Origin of the sequence: Providencia zhijiangensis (assembly GCF_030315915.2) — a bacterium.
Classification (GTDB): Bacteria; Pseudomonadota; Gammaproteobacteria; order Enterobacterales; family Enterobacteriaceae; genus Providencia; species Providencia zhijiangensis.
The window spans coordinates 1662512-1683401 of sequence record NZ_CP135990.1 but is presented as its reverse complement, the minus strand read 5'-3'; the positions used below and the strand labels follow the sequence as shown (position 1 = coordinate 1683401).

19 protein-coding genes and 1 tRNA gene are annotated in these 20890 nt (G+C 43.1%); 10 read left to right on the top strand and 10 right to left on the bottom strand.

Annotated features, from left to right (window positions below):
* Positions 1–3 precede the first annotated feature (3 nt).
* The 4 genes from QS795_RS07700 (at position 4) to cmoB (ending at position 2744) form a co-directional block, all read left to right on the top strand.
* On the top strand, positions 4–408 hold the full coding sequence (locus QS795_RS07700; RefSeq protein ID WP_154638206.1) for an NUDIX hydrolase: 405 nt from the start codon (positions 4–6) through the stop codon (positions 406–408).
* A gap of 105 nt (positions 409–513) precedes the next feature.
* Positions 514–912 carry an MAPEG family protein gene (locus tag QS795_RS07695; protein WP_154638207.1) on the top strand — a complete coding sequence of 133 codons (399 nt, stop codon included), beginning with the start codon at positions 514–516 and terminating at the stop codon, positions 910–912.
* 108 nt (positions 913–1020) lie between these two features.
* Entirely contained in the window at positions 1021–1773 is a 753-nt protein-coding gene (gene cmoA / locus QS795_RS07690) for a carboxy-S-adenosyl-L-methionine synthase CmoA (RefSeq protein WP_036948300.1), read from the top strand.
* Positions 1773–2744: a tRNA 5-methoxyuridine(34)/uridine 5-oxyacetic acid(34) synthase CmoB gene (gene cmoB, locus QS795_RS07685; protein ID WP_286271900.1), complete on the top strand. Its 972-nt coding sequence runs from the start codon at positions 1773–1775 to the stop codon at positions 2742–2744. The genes cmoA and cmoB overlap by 1 nt, the downstream gene beginning before the upstream one ends.
* A 101-nt stretch (positions 2745–2845) precedes the next feature.
* Here the strand turns inward: cmoB and QS795_RS07680 are convergent, their stop codons facing one another.
* From QS795_RS07680 to QS795_RS07670, 3 genes are all read right to left on the bottom strand, one after another.
* Positions 2846–3274 carry a hypothetical protein gene (locus tag QS795_RS07680; protein WP_286271898.1) on the bottom strand — a complete coding sequence of 143 codons (429 nt, stop codon included), beginning with the start codon at positions 3272–3274 and terminating at the stop codon, positions 2846–2848.
* 300 nt (positions 3275–3574) lie between these two features.
* Positions 3575–4336 (bottom strand): copper homeostasis protein CutC, encoded by a 762-nt coding sequence (gene cutC, locus QS795_RS07675; protein ID WP_154603911.1) that lies wholly within the window; start codon positions 4334–4336, stop codon positions 3575–3577.
* Between the two features lie 177 nt (positions 4337–4513).
* The gene (locus QS795_RS07670) at positions 4514–5068 is read right to left on the bottom strand and encodes a VOC family protein (protein ID WP_286271896.1); all 555 of its coding nucleotides are present in this window, start codon (positions 5066–5068) and stop codon (positions 4514–4516) included.
* Positions 5069–5243: 175 nt separating this feature from the next.
* Here QS795_RS07670 and argS point away from each other — a divergent pair, with 175 nt between their 5' ends.
* From argS to amtB, 3 genes are all read left to right on the top strand, one after another.
* Positions 5244–6974 carry an arginine--tRNA ligase gene (argS, locus tag QS795_RS07665; RefSeq protein ID WP_286271894.1) on the top strand — a complete coding sequence of 577 codons (1731 nt, stop codon included), beginning with the start codon at positions 5244–5246 and terminating at the stop codon, positions 6972–6974.
* A gap of 252 nt (positions 6975–7226) precedes the next feature.
* Positions 7227–7565, top strand: coding sequence for a P-II family nitrogen regulator (locus QS795_RS07660; RefSeq protein WP_036954549.1), 339 nt, complete (start codon positions 7227–7229; stop codon positions 7563–7565).
* A gap of 12 nt (positions 7566–7577) precedes the next feature.
* Positions 7578–8870 carry an ammonium transporter AmtB gene (gene amtB / locus QS795_RS07655; protein ID WP_286271891.1) on the top strand — a complete coding sequence of 431 codons (1293 nt, stop codon included), beginning with the start codon at positions 7578–7580 and terminating at the stop codon, positions 8868–8870.
* Between the two features lie 69 nt (positions 8871–8939).
* On the opposite strand, the gene murJ is transcribed toward amtB, so the two are convergent.
* From murJ to QS795_RS07640, 3 genes are all read right to left on the bottom strand, one after another.
* Entirely contained in the window at positions 8940–10478 is a 1539-nt protein-coding gene (gene murJ / locus QS795_RS07650; protein ID WP_286271889.1) for a murein biosynthesis integral membrane protein MurJ, read from the bottom strand.
* A gap of 78 nt (positions 10479–10556) precedes the next feature.
* Positions 10557–11144, bottom strand: a complete 588-nt coding sequence (rimJ, locus tag QS795_RS07645) for a ribosomal protein S5-alanine N-acetyltransferase (RefSeq protein WP_154603918.1) — start codon at positions 11142–11144, stop codon at positions 10557–10559.
* A 313-nt stretch (positions 11145–11457) separates the two neighbouring features.
* Positions 11458–13713, bottom strand: a complete 2256-nt coding sequence (locus QS795_RS07640; RefSeq protein WP_286271887.1) for a TonB-dependent receptor domain-containing protein — start codon at positions 13711–13713, stop codon at positions 11458–11460.
* A gap of 667 nt (positions 13714–14380) precedes the next feature.
* On the opposite strand from QS795_RS07640, the gene mdtH reads away from it, so the two are divergent.
* Complete coding sequence (gene mdtH, locus QS795_RS07635; protein WP_154603921.1) at positions 14381–15586, top strand: multidrug efflux MFS transporter MdtH; 1206 nt, start codon at positions 14381–14383, stop codon at positions 15584–15586.
* A 39-nt stretch (positions 15587–15625) separates the two neighbouring features.
* A complete protein-coding gene (locus tag QS795_RS07630; RefSeq protein ID WP_286271885.1) occupies positions 15626–16186 on the top strand; it encodes a lipoprotein in 561 nt (186 codons plus the stop codon).
* A gap of 111 nt (positions 16187–16297) precedes the next feature.
* Here the strand turns inward: QS795_RS07630 and QS795_RS07625 are convergent, their stop codons facing one another.
* The 3 genes from QS795_RS07625 to ghrA all read right to left on the bottom strand — a co-directional run bounded on the left by QS795_RS07625 (position 16298) and on the right by ghrA (position 18896).
* The gene (locus tag QS795_RS07625; RefSeq protein ID WP_318627124.1) at positions 16298–17017 is read right to left on the bottom strand and encodes a YnfC family lipoprotein; all 720 of its coding nucleotides are present in this window, start codon (positions 17015–17017) and stop codon (positions 16298–16300) included.
* 86 nt (positions 17018–17103) lie between these two features.
* Positions 17104–17664: a TorD/DmsD family molecular chaperone gene (locus QS795_RS07620; protein WP_286271880.1), complete on the bottom strand. Its 561-nt coding sequence runs from the start codon at positions 17662–17664 to the stop codon at positions 17104–17106.
* A 290-nt stretch (positions 17665–17954) separates the two neighbouring features.
* Positions 17955–18896, bottom strand: coding sequence for a glyoxylate/hydroxypyruvate reductase GhrA (ghrA, locus tag QS795_RS07615; protein WP_286271878.1), 942 nt, complete (start codon positions 18894–18896; stop codon positions 17955–17957).
* A 341-nt stretch (positions 18897–19237) separates the two neighbouring features.
* Here ghrA and QS795_RS07610 point away from each other — a divergent pair.
* Positions 19238–19325, top strand: a tRNA-Ser gene (locus tag QS795_RS07610).
* A gap of 13 nt (positions 19326–19338) precedes the next feature.
* Here the strand turns inward: QS795_RS07610 and QS795_RS07605 are convergent.
* Positions 19339–20853 (bottom strand): alanine/glycine:cation symporter family protein, encoded by a 1515-nt coding sequence (locus QS795_RS07605; RefSeq protein WP_286271877.1) that lies wholly within the window; start codon positions 20851–20853, stop codon positions 19339–19341.
* Positions 20854–20890: the final 37 nt, after the last annotated feature.

The following is a 20890-nucleotide window of genomic DNA, read 5'->3' as shown; positions in this document are numbered from 1 at the left end:
AAAATGAGCACTAAAATTATTGATAAATTAGGTTTAATTACCATCCATAATAGCAAAGTTGCCATGGTACGTTCCCATAATAAAACCTTATTTTATATTCCTGGCGGGAAACGTGAACAAGGTGAAACTGACCAACAGGCGCTTTCTCGCGAAATCGATGAAGAACTCACATTAACCTTGCACCCTGAATCCATCCGTTTCTACGGAGAATTCACCGGATTGGCTGATGGCAAACAAGATGGCACTCAGGTTTGTATCCGTTGCTACCAAGCCGATTATGACGGCATCCCTCAACCCGCGGCTGAAATTGCTGAATTAGCGTGGCTAGATTCCAATGATGCAGACCGCTGCTCTATCACTGCGATTGCTGTCTTGGCACAGCTCAAAGCGGATAATCTCATTAAGTAATTCAAAAATGAATTATCAATAGCGATATATTTCTATTTGTAGATTTACTGATTAGGTTTTAAAATTTAGAAAATTTAATTTATCTCCATAGAGGTAGAGTAAAAAATGGTCAGTTCTTTATACGCTGTACTAGGAGCCTTACTGATACTGAGATTATCACTCCATGTCGTAAAGCTAAGAAATCAGTACCGTGTGTCTGTTGGCGATGGTGGGTTTTCTGAATTGCAAACCGCTATCCGTGTGCATGGCAATGCCATCGAGTACATTCCAATTTCATTAATTTTATTACTGTTAATGGAAATGAATGGCGCCAAAGTTTGGATGATCCATGTTTGTGGCATTCTGCTGATTGCAAGCCGCATGCTCCACTCTTACGGTTTAAAAAACCATGACTATTCACAACGTCGAATGGGAATGATGGGGACTTATCTGGCTCTCGCCTTGATGGTCATCGCCAATGCCTATTACCTACCTTGGGTACAAATGGTGTCGTTCTCCTTTTAATTTCCTTAGCTTCTGTGCGGATTGTTTTTCAGGTTATGTTGTTTTCAGGTCATATGCCTTTCTGCTACAATCCGCCACTACTTTTGTTCTGCTAATTAATACAAGTCTATGTCAAGTCAGGATCCAAACCATAAAGACAGCCTTTTCTCCGCGCCGATCGCCAATTTAGGTGACTGGAAGTTTGATGAAAAAGTGGCTGAAGTTTTCCCCGATATGATCCAACGTTCCGTACCGGGTTACTCCAATATCATCACCATGATTGGGATGCTAGCGGGTCGTTTTGTGACACCAAATAGTCAAGTCTATGATCTGGGTTGTTCCCTTGGTGCCGCCACCCTGTCTGTTCGTCGAAATATTTCAGTAGAAAACTGTAAAATCATTTCTGTCGATAATTCACCCGCTATGGTCGAACGCTGCCGCCGTCATATTGATGCGTATAAAGCACAAACGCCTGTCGAGGTTATCGAAGGAGATATTCGCGATATTCATATTGAAAACGCGTCCATGGTTATCCTTAACTTCACATTGCAGTTTTTAAATCCCGATGACCGCGAAAAATTGCTCACTAAAATTTACCAAGGGTTACTACCCGGTGGCATTTTAGTGTTATCTGAGAAATTTAATTTTGAAGATAAGCAAATTGGTGAGTTGTTATTTAACATGCACCATGATTTCAAACGCGCCAACGGGTATAGCGAACTCGAAATCAGCCAAAAACGCAGCATGCTCGAAAATGTCATGCTCACCGACTCTGTTGAAGCGCATAAAGCTCGCTTAAAACGCGTCGGATTCACACATTGTGAAGTCTGGTTCCAATGTTTTAACTTCGGTTCATTATTAGCATTAAAAGAGGGGCAGTAATGATCGATTTCGGTCGTTTTTATCAACAAATTGCCGTTGGCCCTCTTAGCCATTGGTTAGAAACCCTGCCCGCTCAACTGGTGGCATGGAAAAAAGAAGGTCTACACGGTGGGTTCTCTTCATGGGAGAAAATGTTAGATAACCTGCCAGTGATGACGCCGACCCAGTTAGATATTAAAAATAGCGTTACTGCGACGCGCGACCCAGAATTAACCGAAGGCGAAACTCGCCGTTTAAACAATATCTTAGGGCAGTTGAAACCATGGCGTAAAGGGCCATTTTCCCTATATGGCGTCAATATCGATACCGAATGGCGTTCAGATTGGAAATGGGATCGCGTTCTGCCACATATTTCCCCATTAAAAGGCCGCCATGTATTAGATGTAGGCTGCGGAAGTGGCTACCACATGTGGCGTATGCTGGGCGAAGAAGCGGAGTTTGTCGTCGGTATCGATCCTACCGAACTGTTTTTATGCCAATTTGAAGCCGTTAGAAAACTGTTAGGTGATGACCAACGCGCACATTTACTGCCGCTCGGTATCGAACAACTGCCAGCATTAAAAGCCTTTGATACCGTATTCTCTATGGGCGTTCTGTATCATCGTCGCTCCCCACTCGACCATTTATGGCAGTTAAAAGACCAACTCGTCAGTGAAGGTGAGTTAGTGTTGGAAAGTTTGGTGATTGAAGGTGATGAATTCCAATGCCTGATCCCCGGCGATCGCTATGCACAAATGCGCAACGTTTACTTTATTCCTTCCGCCAAAATGCTCAAAGTGTGGTTAGAGAAATGTGGTTTTGTCGACGTACGCATTGTTGACCAAGCCGTGACTTCGTTAGACGAACAGCGCCGTACAGAGTGGATGCCAACGGATTCATTAGCAGAATTTTTAGACCCTAATGATCAAACCAAAACCATCGAAGGGTATCCAGCCCCTCTACGTGCGATTTTAGTGGCGAAAAAACCGTAATCTTGTCAGGCGACAATTCTCACCGGCCGTACATAACAAAACCCCCAAAAGTTTATCGACAACTCACGGGGGTTTTTATTTTTGTGCCACAAAAATAACGACTACAAATTATTCATTAAATACTCTTCAACCGCTTTTGCGTCATTAGCCGAATCAAAGTCCATGCCTAATGATAGCGTGCCATCTTTTAACTCAATCGCTCTAGGCTTGGTATAGGAATAGGTAATGTTTTTGATTTTCTCACCGACTGACTGTTTTGCGAGTTCAGAGTGTTCACAGACATTGGCTATTCCCTTGAGCATCTCTTTGCTATAACCATCGATACCAATGGTTTCGAGTTGCTCTTTTGAAAAGGTTGCCCAATCAAAGTTCGCTTTAATGTCTGACCCACAGGTTTTATTTAATGCAGAGATTTGAGAGGAAACTTCCGTTTCATACTTTTGGTGCTTCTCTTTTTCAGCTAATGAAAAAGCAAACGAGGAAGTTGTGATGAGCAAAAGTGATGAAGTTAAGACAATTTTTTTCAGCATGATTTTTTCCTTAAAATTCATTCAGCGGTTTTTAGTTTTTACTCAGTTCAAAAATCTAAAAACAAAGGGAGGTATTTAACCTCCCTTAGACCATTGACAAACCTATCAGGTTTGGAAATGGCTCTTTTGGGGTTGTAAAATTAACAAGGAAAATCAATTCATTGATTTTCGCCTGATAACACAAAGAGGGAAAAACCACGCTTTTATCCCTCTTTGTCTTCAACCTCAGGGAGGTATTTAGCCTCCCTATCTTAACTCTCCCTATCGTAAATTCAGTCAGTCCTATTCCGAATTTATGATTTATGCAGGCACTTTTTCCGTTATAGAAATAAAGTCCATCATCGCTTCCACCGTTGGCCCATCAACACAGTAGTGTGTGAACTCATCGGTTTCACTGTTTGAAGCCATGGTTACACCCGCTTTGCGGTAATTCATACTGGAAGGAACGGTTTTCCCTGCGGAGCTGTGCACTTCCGTTAGACCAATTTCCATAAACTTGGTCATATTCGCCAACCGAACCCCCGCGCCAGCCATAATGATTGGACCATTCATTTCACGGCTTTTTTCGTGCAACTCTTTCAGTAGTGGTAAACCTAATTCAGCACTTTGTTGCTGACCGGATGTTAAAATACGTGCCACCCCAAGGTTTTTAAGTTGCTCTAATGCCAGTAACGGATTGATACACATATCAAAAGCACGATGGAAAGTAATCTCCATTCCATTCGCAATTTCCATTAAGGTCTGCATCCGTTCGATATCAATGCGCCCTTCTGTATCTAAGATCCCCACCACTGCGCCAGGAAACCCCATCTCCTTGATCATCTGTAAATCCTCACGGATCACATCAAATTCACTCACGTTATAGCAAAAATCACCACCACGAGGACGAATAATGGGATGAACAGGAATATGAAGTTTCTCTCTCGCCAGTTTTAAATAGCCGTAGCTTGGTGTTAGCCCCCCATCTGCTGCCCCCGAACAGAGCTCAATGCGATTTGCACCATATTCTTGCGCGACTTCGGCGCACTCTATACCAAAACAGCAAATTTCCAGTTTCGCCATGAAGATCTCCAAAATGGTCATAAGCTCAGTAGAATATGAGCTGAAAATTGAGGGTCAAAACGTGCTTTTTATTAGGCATTCAACTAACTATGCCACTTTTTGTTAAATGTTATCTGCGTGATATCACACCATTTAGAGTTGGCTCTAAATAATGATCAATAACGTTAATTGCATCACTTATTTTTCGCTTTCAACGATGTTTCTAAGGGAAAATGGGTGATATTTGAGAGTAATTAAGCCGTTTGTCACGGCCAAAGTCGGATTTGGCAGTCTTTCTTGCTGGCCTTTAGGTTGACTCACTTTATAGGAGTATCCTTCCGGTAACGTATCCGGTAATAAACGACGCGCCGTCTCTTCCAATAATTCTGGCGCGACCTCAATGACCATTTCAATATGTTCCCAGCTCTCTTGAGGATAAGTTTTATCTTTAGGAAAAGGGAGCTCAATAATATAGACATCCTGCCCAGCGATTTGAATGGGCTTTTTCAGATCATAAAGACGAATTGGGCGACCGTTAATCAGGTTATCAGAAAGTAATTCAGCGCATTGTAATAGGCCGTCATGCCAACGCTCAGCAGTTTCCTGATGGTGGCAACGTACGGAAATATGGTCAATCATATAATCAGTCAAGGAAAGATTGAGAGAGTGCGCCATCGCCGCAACCTTTTGATCAAAGTCCGGCAGGTCGCACCATAGATCATTTAACTGAGGAATTTTATCGAAATCTAGCATTAACATGACTCTATAAATAGAAAACAAAGATAATAAAAAGTGAAACAAGCGCCAGACTGTAGCACGACTCCCCCAAAATATGGTATAAAACCTGCCGTTTTTTCTCTTCCACCTTTTAGTTACGCCCATGAAATGGCACAATGCGGTAACTATGTTCGTTATTTAAGGTAATCCGGTGAATATTCAGGCTATTCTTTCAGATAAAATCAGTGCTGCAATGCTAGCAGCGGGAGCTCCAGAAGGCTGTGACGCCCTTGTTCGTCAATCAGCTAAAGCGCAATTTGGTGACTATCAGGCTAACGGCGTGATGGGAGCTGCGAAAAAAATGGGCCTGCCTCCCCGACAACTGGCCGAGCAAATTGTTAGCCAATTAGATCTCGAAGGTATCGCATCAAAAATTGAAATCGCCGGTCCCGGTTTCATCAACATTTTTATCGACCCAACATGGATTGCAACTCACGCAGAAAGCGCGCTGACCAGCGACCGTTTAGGCCTCGCACCAGTTAAAGCCGAAACCATCGTGATTGACTACTCGGCGCCTAACGTTGCGAAACAGATGCACGTTGGTCATTTACGCTCCACCATTATTGGTGATGCTGCGGCACGTACCCAAGAATTTATCGGTCACAAAGTGATCCGCGCTAACCACGTGGGCGACTGGGGCACACAATTCGGGATGCTAATTGCTTACTTAGAAAAAGTGCAAAATGAAGATGCTAGCGACATGGCACTTTCAGATCTCGAAGAATTCTACCGCGAAGCGAAAAAACATTACGACGAAGATGAAGACTTTGCCGTTCGTGCTCGTGGTTACGTTGTGAAATTACAATCTGGTGATGAATACTGCCGCAAAATGTGGCGTAAACTGGTTGATATCACCATGCAACAAAACCAAGAAACTTATCGCCGTTTAAACGTTACGTTAACGGAAGACGATGTGATGGGTGAAAGCCTGTATAACAGCATGCTACCAGGCATCGTTGCCGACCTGAAAGCCAAAGGTTTAGCCGTAGAAAGTGAAGGCGCAACCGTCGTTTTCCTTGATGAATTCAAGAACAAAGAAGGCGAACCGATGGGCGTTATCGTCCAGAAGAAAGATGGCGGTTTCCTGTACACCACCACCGACATCGCCTGTGCAAAATACCGTTATGAAACCTTGCATGCGGATCGCTCCTTGTATTACATCGACTCCCGCCAGCATCAACATTTAATGCAAGCTTGGACTATTGTCCGTAAAGCGGGTTATATCCCAGAATCCATGGCGCTTGAGCACCATATGTTTGGCATGATGTTAGGAAAAGATGGTAAGCCATTCAAAACCCGTTCAGGCGGTACTGTTCGTCTGTCCGACCTGTTAGATGAAGCCGTTGAACGTGCTCAAACGCTGATCCGTGAGAAAAACCCGGATATGGCAGAAGAGGAATTGCTGAATCTTGCGAATGTCGTGGGTATCGGCGCGGTTAAATATGCAGATCTGTCTAAAAACCGTACCACTGACTACATTTTCGATTGGGACAATATGTTAGCTTTTGAAGGTAATACCGCGCCATATATGCAATATGCCTATACCCGCGTTGCCTCTATCTTCAAAAAAGCAGACATTACCGAAGCGGATTTAACGCTGCCAATCGTATTAGAAGCACCACACGAAATGGCATTGGCAACGCGTTTAATGCAATTTGAAGAGACTATCTTAACGGTTGCGCGTGAAGGGACGCCACACGTTATGTGTGCGTATCTGTATGACTTAGCGGGTCTGTTCTCTAGTTTCTACGAACATTGCCCTATTTTGTCCGCAGACACCGATGCACAGCGTCAAAGCCGTTTAAAACTGGCCTTATTAACGCAAAAAACCTTAAAAGCGGGTCTGGATACATTAGGTATCGAAACCGTCGAAAGAATGTAAGTTTTATTCTTTTGTTTAAAGCCCACTTCGGTGGGCTTTTTACTATCCAACTTCCATTCTCTATTTTTCATCTTCTTGTCTGCACTATTTTTGAGCAACTTTTTGTAACCGATAGTCAGTTTGCACTTATTTGGTGAGCAACCTCTCATTATTTCCCTCATTTCAATCCATTACACCCTAAAAACAAAAATTTAACATTTGGCACGATGCTTGCTTTATCTCTTTTGCCTTTTCAAAAAGACAGGGGGATTTATGAAGTACATCATCGCAATTATTAAACCGTTCAAATTAGAAGATGTTCGTGAAGCACTCACTGAATTAGGAATACAAGGGATGACCATCTGTGAAGTCAAAGGTTATGGCAGACAGAAAGGTCACGCGGAACTTTACCGTGGTGCAGAATATGAAGTGAGTTTTCTACCCAAAACCAAAATGGAAATCGCTATCAGTGATGACCTACTGGAACCCGCTCTCGATGCGATTATTCGTACCGCAGATACGGGGAAAGTGGGCGATGGAAAGCTGTTTGTTTTTGAACTTCTACAAGCCGTTCGCATTCGTACCAGCGAATCCGGCGATGACGCACTCTAAGGGAGATAAAGGATGAGACGATTATGGTTGCCTGCCGCACTCTTCGCCTTAAGTTATTTCGCACTTCCCGCTTATGCGTCGGAAGTGAATGTCGTTGATAAAGCGGATAATGCTTTTATGTTGATCTGCACGGCGTTGGTATTTTTTATGACCATCCCCGGCATTGCACTGTTTTATGGCGGATTATTACGCAGCAAAAACGTGTTGTCGCTGATCACCCAAGTGATGCTGATTTTTAGTGTGGTGATTATTCTTTGGTTTGTCTTTGGTTACAGCCTCGCCTTCACTGCAGGAAATAAAATCTTTGGGGATGGCTCTTTAACGTTTCTAAGCGCGATGTCCATCGACGATTTATCAGGTTCCATTAATCGGTATATCCATGTTGCCTTCCAAGGCTCATTTGCGGTTATTACCCTCGCATTAATTGTCGGAGCACTAGGGGAGCGCGTGCGTTTCTCTGCACTCCTGATTTTTACCGTGATTTGGTTTACTTTCTCCTATGTGCCTATCGCACATATGGTATGGGCTGAAGGCGGATGGCTGGCCGATGATGGCGCTCTCGATTTTGCAGGCGGCACCGTGGTGCACATTAATGCCGCTGTCGCTGCACTGGTCGGTGCCTATTTGCTGGGTAAACGCAGTGATTACAGCCAAGTGGTGCTCAAGCCCCATAACTTACCAATGGTCTTTATGGGTACCGCAGTCCTGTACATTGGGTGGTTTGGCTTTAACGCAGGTTCCGCAGGCAGTGCCAATAATGTTGCTGCATTGGCGTTTATTAACACGGTGATTGCAACAGCTGGTGCTATCCTTTCATGGACATTCACTGAATGGTTATTGCGAGGAAAACCTTCGATGCTCGGAAGCTGCTCTGGTTGTATCTCTGGATTAGTCGCTATCACGCCAGCAGCAGGTACTGTTGGTCCTATTGGTGCGCTTGTTATTGGTATTGTCGGGGGAATTATTGGGCTTTGGGGTGTTGTCGTCTTAAAGCGTTGGTTAAAAGCCGATGATGTGTGCGATGTTTTTGGTATCCATGGCACCTGCGGTATTGTTGGTTGCGTACTCACAGGCGTATTTACCTCGACGCTGTTTGGGGGACTCGGTTATCGTGACAACGTCACTTTATCCCACCAAGTCTTTGTACAGCTTGAGAGTATTGTGGTCACCATTGTTTGGTCAGGTGTTGTAGCATTTATCGCCTTTAAACTGGCGGATAAGCTAGTTGGTCTGCGGGTTTCCCCAGAAGAAGAGTGCGATGGGTTGGATCTTACCACCCATGGCGAGCGCGCTTATCATCCGTAATAGTCTACTCCCCCTCGATTGAGGGGGGAGTTTGTTCGATGTAAAGCTAATACAGATGGGGATTAAGAACTACGCAATACTGCGCTTCATAAAGTCACGCGGGCGGAAGCCTAACACATACAGCGCCACAAAATAGCTCCCTGCACCCACAACCACTACTCCCATCAAACGTAACATGCGCATCAGCATATTGCCGTCTTGCCACGGTGGCATAAAATGCAACACACCAAAAAGCACTACTACCATCACCACCAAGGCAACAAACAATTTAACTAAAAAACCGCGCCAGCCTGCTAGCGGCTGGAAAATATCTTGCTTGCGTAACTGCCAATACAGAACACCGGCGTTAAAACATGCCGCCAGCCCAATAGACAGCGCTAAGCCCGCATGTTGTAGAGGTCCAATAAAGGCTAAGTTCATTAACTGAGTCAAGATCAAAGTGACTATCGCAATTCTGACCGGAGTACGAATATCTTGGCGAGAATAGAAGCCTGGTGCCAAGATTTTCACTAAAATCATCCCCGTTAAGCCCACGCAATACGCCATTAATGCATACTGGGTCATCAACGAGTCATGAGCGGTAAATTTGTCATATTGGAAAAGTGAAACCGTTAACGCTTCGGATAATATCGCTAGCCCCACGGCACACGGTAGCGCCAGTAATAAACATAAGCGTAATCCCCAATCCATTAAATGGCGATATTCTTGGTGATTTCCGCTAGTAAAACTTTTCGATAGCGATGGCAGTAAGATGGTACCCAGCGCGACGCCAAGCACCCCCGAAGGTAACTCCATTAAGCGATCTGCATAATACATCCATGATACCGAACCTGATTGCAGGAACGAGGCGAAAATCGTGTTAATAATTAATGAAATTTGCGCGACGGAAACCCCGATAATTGCCGGGCCCATCATCTTCATCACTCGCCAAACGCCGCTATCGTGGAACGATAAACGCGGTAACACCAACATACCGATTTTCTTTAAATGCGGTAATTGGTAACCCAATTGCAGCACACCACCAACAAGAACCGCCCAAGCCAGAGACATAATCGGCGGGTCAAAATACGGCGCAGCAAATGCTGCAAAAAAAATCATACTGACGTTTAATAGCGTCGGTGCAAACGCCGGTACCGAAAAGCGGTTCCACGTATTAAGGATCGCACCCGCTAATGATGCCAATGAGATCAAGAAAATATAGGGGAACGTCACACGCAATAAATCTGTTGTTAGCGCAAACTTATCTGCATCCGTGGTAAAACCCGGCGCCGTCACATAAATGACCCACGGCGCAGCAAACATGCCGACAACCGTCACAATCGCTAATGCTAACGTTAGCATTCCCGAAATATAGGCCACAAACGTGCGCGTGGCTTCTTCGCCTTGCTGGTTTTTATATTCGGCAAGAATGGGAACAAACGCTTGAGAAAACGCCCCTTCCGCAAAAATTCGACGTAATAAATTAGGGAGTTTGAAGGCAACAAAGAAGGCATCGGAAGCCGCTCCTGCACCGAATACACGGGCAATAATGGCGTCACGAATGAAACCTAAAACCCGTGACATCATCGTCATCGAGCTGACTGCCGCTAAAGATTTTAATAAATTCATGATTGCTAGACTAAAAGAAGACAATCGCAGCAGTTTAACAGCGGATGGCAAGACTGACTACGATTGTAGAGTAAATGTTTAGGCTTTGGTCGACTTCCATTCATTGTCGGTTAAGGCCGTTAAGACGTGGTCGCGCCATTCTCCATTTATTTCGAGATACTGCTTCGCATAACCTTCACGTTCAAAACCAAGGCGAGTGAGCAAACTTCCGCTGCGCATATTATGGGGCATATAGTTTGCCATGATGCGATGCATGCCTTGGTGTTTTTGCATGTAACGAACAATTTGGGTTAAAGCTTCGTACATCAGCCCTTGCCCCTGCCATTTTTCACCCAGCGAGTAGCCCAGATAGCACGCGTGGAATGAGCCGCGTAAAATATTGCTAAAATTCGCGACGCCAATCACTTCGTTTTCATCTTTATCCAATAAAAGGAAATGAAACGCACTGCCTTGGCGATGCATTTCGCTCATGGCATGTAGGCGATTATTCCAGCCTGAAGGATTAAAATGGGAGCTATCACGGGTGGGTTCCCACGGGGTTAGGAACTCTTTGTTTAAGCTGTAATAGTCTGCAAGTCGGTAATTATCTCGTTCGTAGGCTAAACGGATAATCATTCTGTCAGTCATTAGACGCACTTTGGGTTCATTTGAACGATAACCAAACATCGTTAGCCCTTAATTAGTAGTGTTACCAGTCTTACTTTCGATGCTTGAATTATAACTTAAATTTATCACTTAACTAATTCAATTCTCTCTATAATTAAGTCATTTTTTGAGCGGTTGGTTTTGTTTTATTTCATGTGTACGTAAAAACACATGATTGATGTTTACAGATAAACCCTAGGTATTCCTATTTCGTGCTTTATTCGTCCAGCTGGATTAACACAAAAGTTATACAAATCAATTCACTATTGGCAATTCAAAGAATTCCATATTACCTTAGGCTAATATAAACCTAAGGTAATAATCACGATATTAACTAAAATTTCGCTTCCAAACCAAGCCTAAACGTTCTTCCAGGGATAGGCATATAAATCACAGTTCCTGGGTCAAATGCATAGCGGTTAGTTAGGTTATCAATATTAAAATTCACATGAATATTTTTCGAAACATGGTATTGGCCTAACAAATCAAATGTCGTGGTTGAGTACAGCTTAGTTACTGGGGCAGCAGCGGTTCCCGCTAGCCACTCATGAGGGTAATCTTTGCCAGAGTTATAACGAACTCGTAAACCTGTTTGTAGTTTTTGATCAAACATTTTCACACCAACAATTCCGGTCACAACCTTTTTCGGTGGGATCCGTGAAGGTGATAACCCCCAAGCAAACCCAACAGAATTACATGCGGTTGGGAGACGACCTAACTCCATTTCATCTCTTGAACATAACTCAGAATTGTTATAAAAAGTCGCATCGAATGAACCAAATGCGTAATTAGAATCGTATTTCAGTTCAATTTCATAACCTGAGAGTTTAAAGCTGTCATAGTTTTTCATCACCACATATGGAGAATAAACTCCCGTTGGGTTTACACCTTGAGAAAGATACCCTTTAATATCATTATTAAAATAAGCCACACGTAATTCAGTATTATCTTCATCAAATATAAGATTTTCTTTTTCTATATTCATCCCAACTTCAAATGATTTAGCATGCTCTGGTTTTAATGGAACATCCGGAGAATACGAATAGGTTTGTCCTGATACAGTGCTCTCGAATAAACTCGGTTCTCTATAGCTATCAGAATATTTTGTATAAATATCAAATTCGTCAGTTACATGAAAACGCAGTTCACCCATTAAATCATTTTTCGGACCGTAGCTAATACTTTTACCTAAAACATGGTCATCAACATCGAAAGCGTGAATACGCCACCCGACTAAAGTACTCACCCATTCCCCTTGATATGCCATATTGGTAAAGACGGATTTATTCGTTCCTTTAGCATTACGCGTTACAGGGTCTAATTCCTCACCGGGTATTGTTCCTTCTGGAGTCCAAATCGGTTGATAGGTTTTAGTCAATGGCTTTGATTTTTGTTGCATATATTCCACACCGTAAGTGATATCGATAGGATAATCTGCAAACTCAGACGTATTTTCTAAATTAAAGCCCACTCGCTCATCGGTGTAACGGTGCTGATATTGATTACCATAGTGAGCGGTAACATCATCCGTTGTGCCATTACGTTGTTTAAATTTCCCTTTTGTCCACCATAGGCCTAAGTTCATATCTACCCATAATGAATCGGGTTTATAAGAATAATTTAAAGAGGCAGTATCAATATCTGCGGTACCTAAAGACCACTGTGGCATTTTCCCATCGTATTGATACCAATACGCCGCTAAAACCTCACCCGCTTTTTGTTCATGATGGCGGTAATTTAATTCAATACTTGAGTATGGGTTAAGATAAATATTTGTTTTTAATAATGTTGACTGGCTTTCATAACTAGTATTAACCACTTCTTGCCCTGGCTTAATAGGAGCATCTGTATTTTCGTATTTATGATAACCATTTTTACCAGCGAAGAAGTTCCCTTGTTTTCTATCACTATGTGCCAGTAATATATCAAATTTATCATTTCGATATGCAACCCCTGTCGTGATAGAACCATTATTAAAATGTGAATTTTTAACGCCATTTGAAACACGATACCCAGATTCTCCTTTTTCATCTGAAGCGATAGTTGGGCGTCGGTTATTATTGTAAATATTCCCCTTAAATAAGAAACCAAATTGGTCACCTTGAGGAATAATGCTGTTTGCTGATAATGTTTTTAATTTAACCGTACCTCCGATGGCTCCTCCTGAGAATTTACTCATAGAAGCCCCTTTTTCGATTTCAATTGTATCGATTAAATCCATATCCACATAAGTTCTATCTGTACTTCCTTGGTAACCACGCCATGTATTGGTTGATTGCAAACTGCCATCAATGATAATTGGCACTCGTCCATTCCCTTGCAACCCCCGAATACCAATATCTAATGCACCCGCTTCATTTCGTGCATTATTAACTTGTAATGAAGTTTTATTAGCAAATATATCTGAATTGGTTGTTCCTCTTACGGTAGAAATATCATTGGCGTCGATTTGCTTGCTATTTGACTTTATTTTGCTGGCTGTGACGAGAAGTTTATCTTTTTGAGTCGAGGTATTGGTTTGATTTGCTAAGGCTGTGTTTGTAGAACATATAATAATTAAACTAATTATGTTTTTATTTTGAAATATCATTTAAGTAATGCCTTCATTAATTAATGATGATTAAATAGACGTGACGAAATAGCGTATAAAAAATATGAGGATATATTTTTATACTTTTCAATTTATGCATTTAAAGTAAATTTAAGTGCAATGCCATAGATGTAACTCGTTCGAAAAACCTTATTTATTGAATGGTTACGTATTCATTTCCCTTGCAAATATTAACAAGCCTTGAAATATACAGTAGTGATAATAATTATCAAGATCATAATGAGTATCATTATCATATTGATAATATTGTGACCCTCTAGCGAGCGCAGCCCCCACCTTAAATCCTAAATAGTTCATATTAGAGGTAGGCGGCAAGCAAATGAGTCTCTTGGAGCATACATCAGTATGTGACGAGGACGAACGAACGAACGTAGCCAACACCCCTATAATGGGAAATATGCCCCCAATCCTAAATCCTAAATCCTAAATAGTTCACATTAGAGGTAGGCGGCAAGTGAATGAGTCCCTTGGAGCATACACATGTATGTGACGAGGGCGAACGAACGTAGCCAACACCCCTATAATGGGAAATATGACGGATTTATCGATAAAAAAATATCATGGTCAACACCCCATCATTCCCGCCAAACTCCTGATACTATTAATAAGAATCATTCCTTCCGTTACTACTTTTTTATGGTGTTTCATGGCACAGGTATCACGGGCAAGAAGCCTCGGCAAATATTTCCTTTTACTCGATAATATGCTGGTTGTTCTTGGCTTTTTCGTGGTTTTCCCTTTAATTTCAATTCGCTTTGTTGAGCAGCTTGGCTGGGCAGCTGTGGTGGTTGGTTTTGCCCTTGGACTTCGCCAGTTTGTACAGCAAGGATTTGGGATTTTTGGGGGTGCGATTGCCGACCGATTTGGTGCAAAACCGTTAATTATTATCGGGATGCTGTTGCGTGCCGCAGGCTTTGTGTTGATGGCTTTGGCTTATGATCCTTGGGTGTTATGGCTTTCTTGTATATTGTCTGCCCTTGGGGGTACCTTGTTTGACCCTCCTCGTACCGCTTTAGTGATTAAATTGACCCGCCCTTATGAGCGTGGGCGTTTTTATTCATTATTATTTATGCAGGACAGCGCTGGCGCGGTGATTGGGGCATTAATTGGTAGCTGGCTTTTACAGTATGACTTCCACTATGTTTGCTGGGCTGGCGCGGCGGTGTTCGTGATTGCCGCTCTACTTAATGCTTGGTTACTTCCTGCTTATCGCATTTCCACCATCAAAGCCCCTATTCGAGATGGGATGCGCCGAGTCTTGAAAGACACCCGCTTTGTGACCTATGTGATTACGCTTTCTGGCTACTTTATGCTGTCAGTACAAGTGATGCTGATGTTTCCCATCGCCGTTAACGAATTGGCAGGAACGCCAACGGCGGTGAAATGGATGTACGCCATTGAAGCGGCAATTTCCCTGACACTGCTTTATCCAATTGCCCGTTGGAGCGAAAAACATTTCCGCTTAGAACAACGTTTGATGGCCGGGCTATTTTTAATGAGCCTGAGCATGTTCCCTATTGGTATGACCGCATCGGTCAATATACTGTTTGTGTTGATTGGCATTTTCTATTTAGGCACTATCACCGCGGATCCTGCTCGTGAAACCCTGAGCGCCTCCCTTGCCGACCCTCGCGCCCGTGGTAGCTATATGGGCTTTAGCCGACTCGGTCTTGCGCTAGGCGGTGCAGTTGGCTATACCGGTGGCGGTTGGATGTACGATATTGGGCATCAATGGAATATACCTCAGCTTCCTTGGTTCTTGCTCGGCACTATTGGTTTTATCACCTTGTGGGCGCTTCATCGCCAATTTAACCGTAAAAAAATTGAAACAGTCATGTTGAGCGGGCAGTAATACGTTACACTTGGGTTATTACTGTATAAAGGAGTGATTATGAAAAACATTTTCTTGGCATCTATCTTTGGATTGCTATTTATTCTCACGGGTTGTGACAAATTAACCGAATTTACTATCAGTGAATCACAAATTAACAGTTACCTTGCGACCAAGGTTAAATACGAAAATAATATCGGCATTACTGGGTTTGCAGATGCGGATATCACTTTGCATAACTTGCAATCAGAAATTGGTCGTAGCGAGCCGGGCATTATTGCATTAAAAGGCGAAGCCACTGTCACAATGAATTCACTGCTTGGTGCTGCGGCGGCCGATATTGCACTGACCTTAACCGCGCGCCCTATTTTTGATGCACAAACAGGCTCTATTTATTTGAAAGAGCTGAAAATTACCCAATATAAAATCACACCGGAAAATATGGATACCGCGATTTCCGTGGTGATCCCATATTTGAATAGCTCTCTTGAGACCTTCTTCGCAACTCAGCCTGTATACGTGCTAAACCCAGATAACAGTGCCGCAGAAGCCACCGCGAAAAAACTCGCTAAAGGTTTAGAAATCAAACCGGGTAAATTAGTTATTCCAATGGTTGATTAATTGACCATAAATATTTTTGATTGATAAATTGATAATCTAAAAATGAAAAAAGCAACCTTTGTGATAGGTTGCTTTTTTATTGGAATGCCATTTATCTTTAATACTAAAAAGTCACTCGTAATAACTCGTTTTGTATTCAAAATCGAATTTTTCTACCCGTCCATCACTGTATGTCACCACACTGGTACATACAGTTGGGTTTTTATGGGAATCATAATGCGTGCATTTTTGAGTAGTTTCGACAAACGGTTGCTGATTTTTCGTCGTATGAAACAGAATTTTAGTGACTAAGCCATTAGTGAAAAAGTATTCGTTTTTTGTATTCATGACTTCATCTTCATTGAAATAGGTCGTTTCTATCGGTAAAAAATGTTCACCATAAACAAATGTCGCTATCTCTTTCTTCCCTTGAGTGATCTTATTAACAAGACCATCACGATAATAATATTTCCAATCTTGCAGCTCTCCGGTTTGTAAATTGCACATCTTATCGATGCCATAACCTTTGAATTTTTGTTTCTCCGTCAAAAAATAAAGCTGTTTAAATTTTCTGACAATCACAAACTCTGTTCCGCTGTCTCTATTGTAATAACTTAAATTGTTGAGACAACCATGGAGATTAAAAGACACAGTCACCCTTTTGTTGAGCCCTTTTTCATCGTTCATGATTTGCGTTAATTCTTTTACTTTTCCGTAAAGCGGGTCAAATTGAAATTCAGTACTGTAATTAACCATGCGTTTACTGTAGCTAGGCAAATCATTATCCACTTGTGCCAGTGCTAACGGTGAAATAAAGAGTAATATCAAGCTGTGAAGTTTTGTCGAGGTCATCGTGTCCATCCTTTTAACCTATGACGAGAAAAGACGGTTCAGCGCCCGTCTTCCCCCAATCACTAGTTTTTAAGTGACAGCGTCACTTATTCATCATCACTCTCTGAGTCAGATTCTAACTCATCGCGCAATGCAATCACGGCATCACGGGTAATTTGCGCTAATGTACGGTAAAACGGCGTTGTCGCATGGGCCTCAACTTTTCCCAGAAATGCGCCATACCAGCTCAGAATATAGCTGTCGAATAGCTCTTCCTGCGCGGCGGTTTCGTCTTCAGCGGCTTGGTCTTCTAGCCATGATGCGGCTAACAGTAACGCACCAAATGCATCCGCTGGGGCATCGGTTAAGGTCATTCCACGGGTCACTAGGAATTCGCGAATTTCCGCTTCAGTGATTTCTTCATCATAGCGGTGAGCAAAAGGTGGAACCGTTGGCTCACTACCAAACATCGATTGATAATCCGCCGTGATAGCCTTGTGATCCACTGCCTTAGCCATTCTTGCCCACAGCTCATCTTGCTCCAACGGCCATGAGGCTTTGAGCTTATCTTGCGCAATCATATCGATAAGAGGCTTCACAAGCGCATCGTCCGGAGAGCGTTGAAATAAGGTACCTAAAATGCGGCAGACGATTGAGAATTCATTCATGGGTTTCTTCCTGTTGGCGATTTTCCTGCAATCACTTTTTCGTGATCATGATGCGATGCAGTATACCTGAAAAAACAGAAAACCCACGCTTTGAGAAATCGAGATAAGACATCAATGATGAATAGAGACTATTTCTTAAAAAATCAGACATCTGATCACTGAAGCATCCTCAAAATAATTCGCGCTGTGGCTAGGCGTCAAACGAGGTTATCTCGGGGAGCATACAAAAGTATGTGACCCGAGTGACCGAGAGCAGACAACAACGCCACAGCGTGAAGTATGAAGAGGATTTAGTAGCCGCGGGCAGTGTTCACAACTCCTTTAGGCTCTTTTCCAGATTCAATTCGCTGAATATTACTCGCAATCATATCCATCGCTTCATTCGGCAACGTAAACGCCGCAACGTGTGGCGTGATCGCGATACGTGGGTGTGTCCAGAATGGGTGCATGTGTGGCAGTGGCTCGGTGGCAAAAACATCGAGAGACGCCCCTGCAACTTGGCCTTTTTCTAACGCTTCCAACAAGTCTTGCTCGATTAAGTGAGCACCTCTAGCAAGGTTGATGATGTAAGCATTTGGTTCTAGCTGGCTGAATAATTGATGATTAAGAATACCCACCGTTTCTGGCGTACTTGGTAGCAAGTTCACAATCGCGCGGGTTCCTGACAAGAAATCCGCTAACTGGTCTTGCCCATAGTAACTTTTCACATTTGGAATTTGCTTTTCAGAGCGACTCCACGTTCTGACTTTAAGACCAAAACTGGCTAAGCGTTTTGCCACTGCTTGACCTAACGCCCCTGCGCCCATCACGCCCACCACAAACTGGTCATGGGTGTAAGCTGGCAGTTGTTTCCATTGACGCTGGGATTGCAATTGACGGTATTCATCCATACGGCGGAAGTAATACAACACTTTTGCGGCGGCATACTCTTCCATTTGGATAGCCATGCCTGTGTCTTCTAAACGCATCAGCGGAACACCCGCGGGTAATGTTCCCGGATTATCTTGCTCTTGCTTTAGGATGGCATCCACTCCCGCGCCTAACGCAAAAATCCCTTTTAGGTCTTGGCGACCCGCAAGGCACTCATAAGGAGGAAGCCATACCATGGCATAATCTGCCTGTTGGGTATCTCCCGGCTTCCATTGGCGAATATTGGCTTGAGGCAATCGAGCACGCATGCCATCAATCCACTGATTGGCATCAAAAAATGGATGGTAAAATAAAATATTCATGGCAACTCCTTATAGGTTTCCACCAGAGTGTGCGTAATGGTGTTTATTTTCAAGTCAATACCCCATATTTATATCCATAAGATGAGGATTTTGTTAAGGAGTTAACGGAATTTGGATTAATTGCTTGAAGTTTAAATAAACAATTTATTGTCAATTTTTCATCAAGAATAATTGCTTAAGATTAGAGATTAACCAAATTGGTTTTTATTTAGCTAAACGATAGAAAAAAGTAGATTTTTATTTAATTGGGAGTTGACGGAAGGCGCTCTTTTCCCTATAGTAGCGCCCCGTTGAAGGACAAGTTATTTATAACAAATTCTACAACCACAATTTAGAAAAACGGTGAGGTGTCCGAGAGGCTGAAGGAGCACGCCTGGAAAGTGTGTATACGGCAACGTATCGAGGGTTCGAATCCCTCCCTCACCGCCATTTCTAATCTAATTTATTCTTCCTTAAGTAATTTCTCGTTTATCTTCCCAGACCCATCGATTTTATCAATCCCAACACCTTGCGCATGATATTCACGACTGATTTCTTCCCATAATTCTGCATTTTCTACACCTGCGGCTCTTGGATCAAACACCGGATCAACGCCTAATTTGGTTTGTCTTTCAAAGTCACGTAATGCTCTCAATGCAGGTTTCGACAAGAAAACAATCGCAATCAAGTTCAAGTAGCTCATGCTGCCGAAGCCGATATCACCCAGCCCCCACATAATACTGACTGATTGCACGCTTCCCATAAACACAATCACCAAGAAGACAAATTTCAAAATCAGCTTAAGTACAGGGTATTTCAGCTTACGGTCAAGGTAAACAATGGTGGTTTCTGCAATATAGTAGTAAGCCATGAGCGTTGTGAAGGCGAACAAGAATACTGCGATAGAAACAAACCCCGCACCCGCCGATGTAAATACCGTAGAAACGGCCATTTGTGTCCATGCTGTTCCTGCCGCCACACCCGGTACATATTCCACAAGCGCGGTCGCTGAGCCATCAGGGAATACGTTGTACATATTGGTAACTAAGATCATCAATCCGGAGGCCGTACACACCACCACCGTGTCGATATAAATAGAAAATGCTTGGATGAGCCCCTGTTTGACCGGATGGCTCACTTCTGCGGCTGCAGAACTGAACGTCGCTTCACCTGCCCCTGCTACGTTTGAGAACACAGCACGGCGCACGCCCCAAGACACCGCAGTTCCTACGATCCCACCGAATACCGCATCCATTCCCATCGCACTGCGGAAAATTAAGCTAAACATACCCGGTACGCTATCCCAGTGACTGCCCAGAATAATCACCATCATCACGATATAGGCTAATGCCATGATAGGAACGATTTTATCGGCTGCGCTCGCAATACGTTTCACGCCACCAAAAATTAACCACGCCATCAACACGGTAACTAATGCACCTGTTGCCATTGGTGGAATATTAAATGCCGTTTGGAATGAATCCGCGATAGTATTGGCTTGAATACCCGGCACCAACACACCGTAAGATAAACAGATCACAGCCGCAACAAAGATAGCAAAAGGCTTTAATTTCAATCCTTTTTCAATATAGTACGGCGAACCACCACGATATTGGTCATCTGAGCGCTGCTTATAAATTTGCGCCAGTGTGGATTCAATAAAGGCACTCGCGCCTCCGAGTAAGCCCATGACCACCATCCAGAAAATTGCACCGGGGCCACCTGCTGCAATCGCGGTTGCGACACCTGCGATGTTACCGACCCCAACACGCCCCGATAATGCTAAACAGAAGGCTTGGAATGAGGAGATCCCGTCTTTTGATGCTTTATTTTCTTTTAATAAACAGACCATTTTGACGATGTAACGGAACTGAACACCGCGTGTTGCTAATGTGAAATAGAGACCGACACCCAGAGATAAGAATACGAGAGCATTACCCCAGATGTAACCAACGATGGTATTAACGATGGCTTCCATATGTACTCCTCGACGATTGTAATTGTATTTGTGTATT

Bases quoted from the DNA above. Each gene is read 5' to 3' on its own strand.
- QS795_RS07700 (WP_154638206.1), top strand. From the start codon at position 4: ATGAGCACTAAAATTATTGATAAATTAGGTTTAATTACCATCCATAAT.
- QS795_RS07695 (WP_154638207.1), top strand. From the start codon at position 514: ATGGTCAGTTCTTTATACGCTGTACTAGGAGCCTTACTGATACTGAGA.
- cmoA (WP_036948300.1), top strand. From the start codon at position 1,021: ATGTCAAGTCAGGATCCAAACCATAAAGACAGCCTTTTCTCCGCGCCG.
- cmoB (WP_286271900.1), top strand. From the start codon at position 1,773: ATGATCGATTTCGGTCGTTTTTATCAACAAATTGCCGTTGGCCCTCTT.
- QS795_RS07680 (WP_286271898.1), bottom strand. From the start codon at position 3,274: ATGCTGAAAAAAATTGTCTTAACTTCATCACTTTTGCTCATCACAACT.
- cutC (WP_154603911.1), bottom strand. From the start codon at position 4,336: ATGGCGAAACTGGAAATTTGCTGTTTTGGTATAGAGTGCGCCGAAGTC.
- QS795_RS07670 (WP_286271896.1), bottom strand. From the start codon at position 5,068: ATGCTAGATTTCGATAAAATTCCTCAGTTAAATGATCTATGGTGCGAC.
- QS795_RS07660 (WP_036954549.1), top strand. From the start codon at position 7,227: ATGAAGTACATCATCGCAATTATTAAACCGTTCAAATTAGAAGATGTT.
- amtB (WP_286271891.1), top strand. From the start codon at position 7,578: ATGAGACGATTATGGTTGCCTGCCGCACTCTTCGCCTTAAGTTATTTC.
- murJ (WP_286271889.1), bottom strand. From the start codon at position 10,478: ATGAATTTATTAAAATCTTTAGCGGCAGTCAGCTCGATGACGATGATG.
- rimJ (WP_154603918.1), bottom strand. From the start codon at position 11,144: ATGTTTGGTTATCGTTCAAATGAACCCAAAGTGCGTCTAATGACTGAC.
- QS795_RS07640 (WP_286271887.1), bottom strand. From the start codon at position 13,713: ATGATATTTCAAAATAAAAACATAATTAGTTTAATTATTATATGTTCT.
- mdtH (WP_154603921.1), top strand. From the start codon at position 14,381: ATGGCACAGGTATCACGGGCAAGAAGCCTCGGCAAATATTTCCTTTTA.
- QS795_RS07630 (WP_286271885.1), top strand. From the start codon at position 15,626: ATGAAAAACATTTTCTTGGCATCTATCTTTGGATTGCTATTTATTCTC.
- QS795_RS07625 (WP_318627124.1), bottom strand. From the start codon at position 17,017: ATGACCTCGACAAAACTTCACAGCTTGATATTACTCTTTATTTCACCG.
- QS795_RS07620 (WP_286271880.1), bottom strand. From the start codon at position 17,664: ATGAATGAATTCTCAATCGTCTGCCGCATTTTAGGTACCTTATTTCAA.
- ghrA (WP_286271878.1), bottom strand. From the start codon at position 18,896: ATGAATATTTTATTTTACCATCCATTTTTTGATGCCAATCAGTGGATT.
- QS795_RS07605 (WP_286271877.1), bottom strand. From the start codon at position 20,853: ATGGAAGCCATCGTTAATACCATCGTTGGTTACATCTGGGGTAATGCT.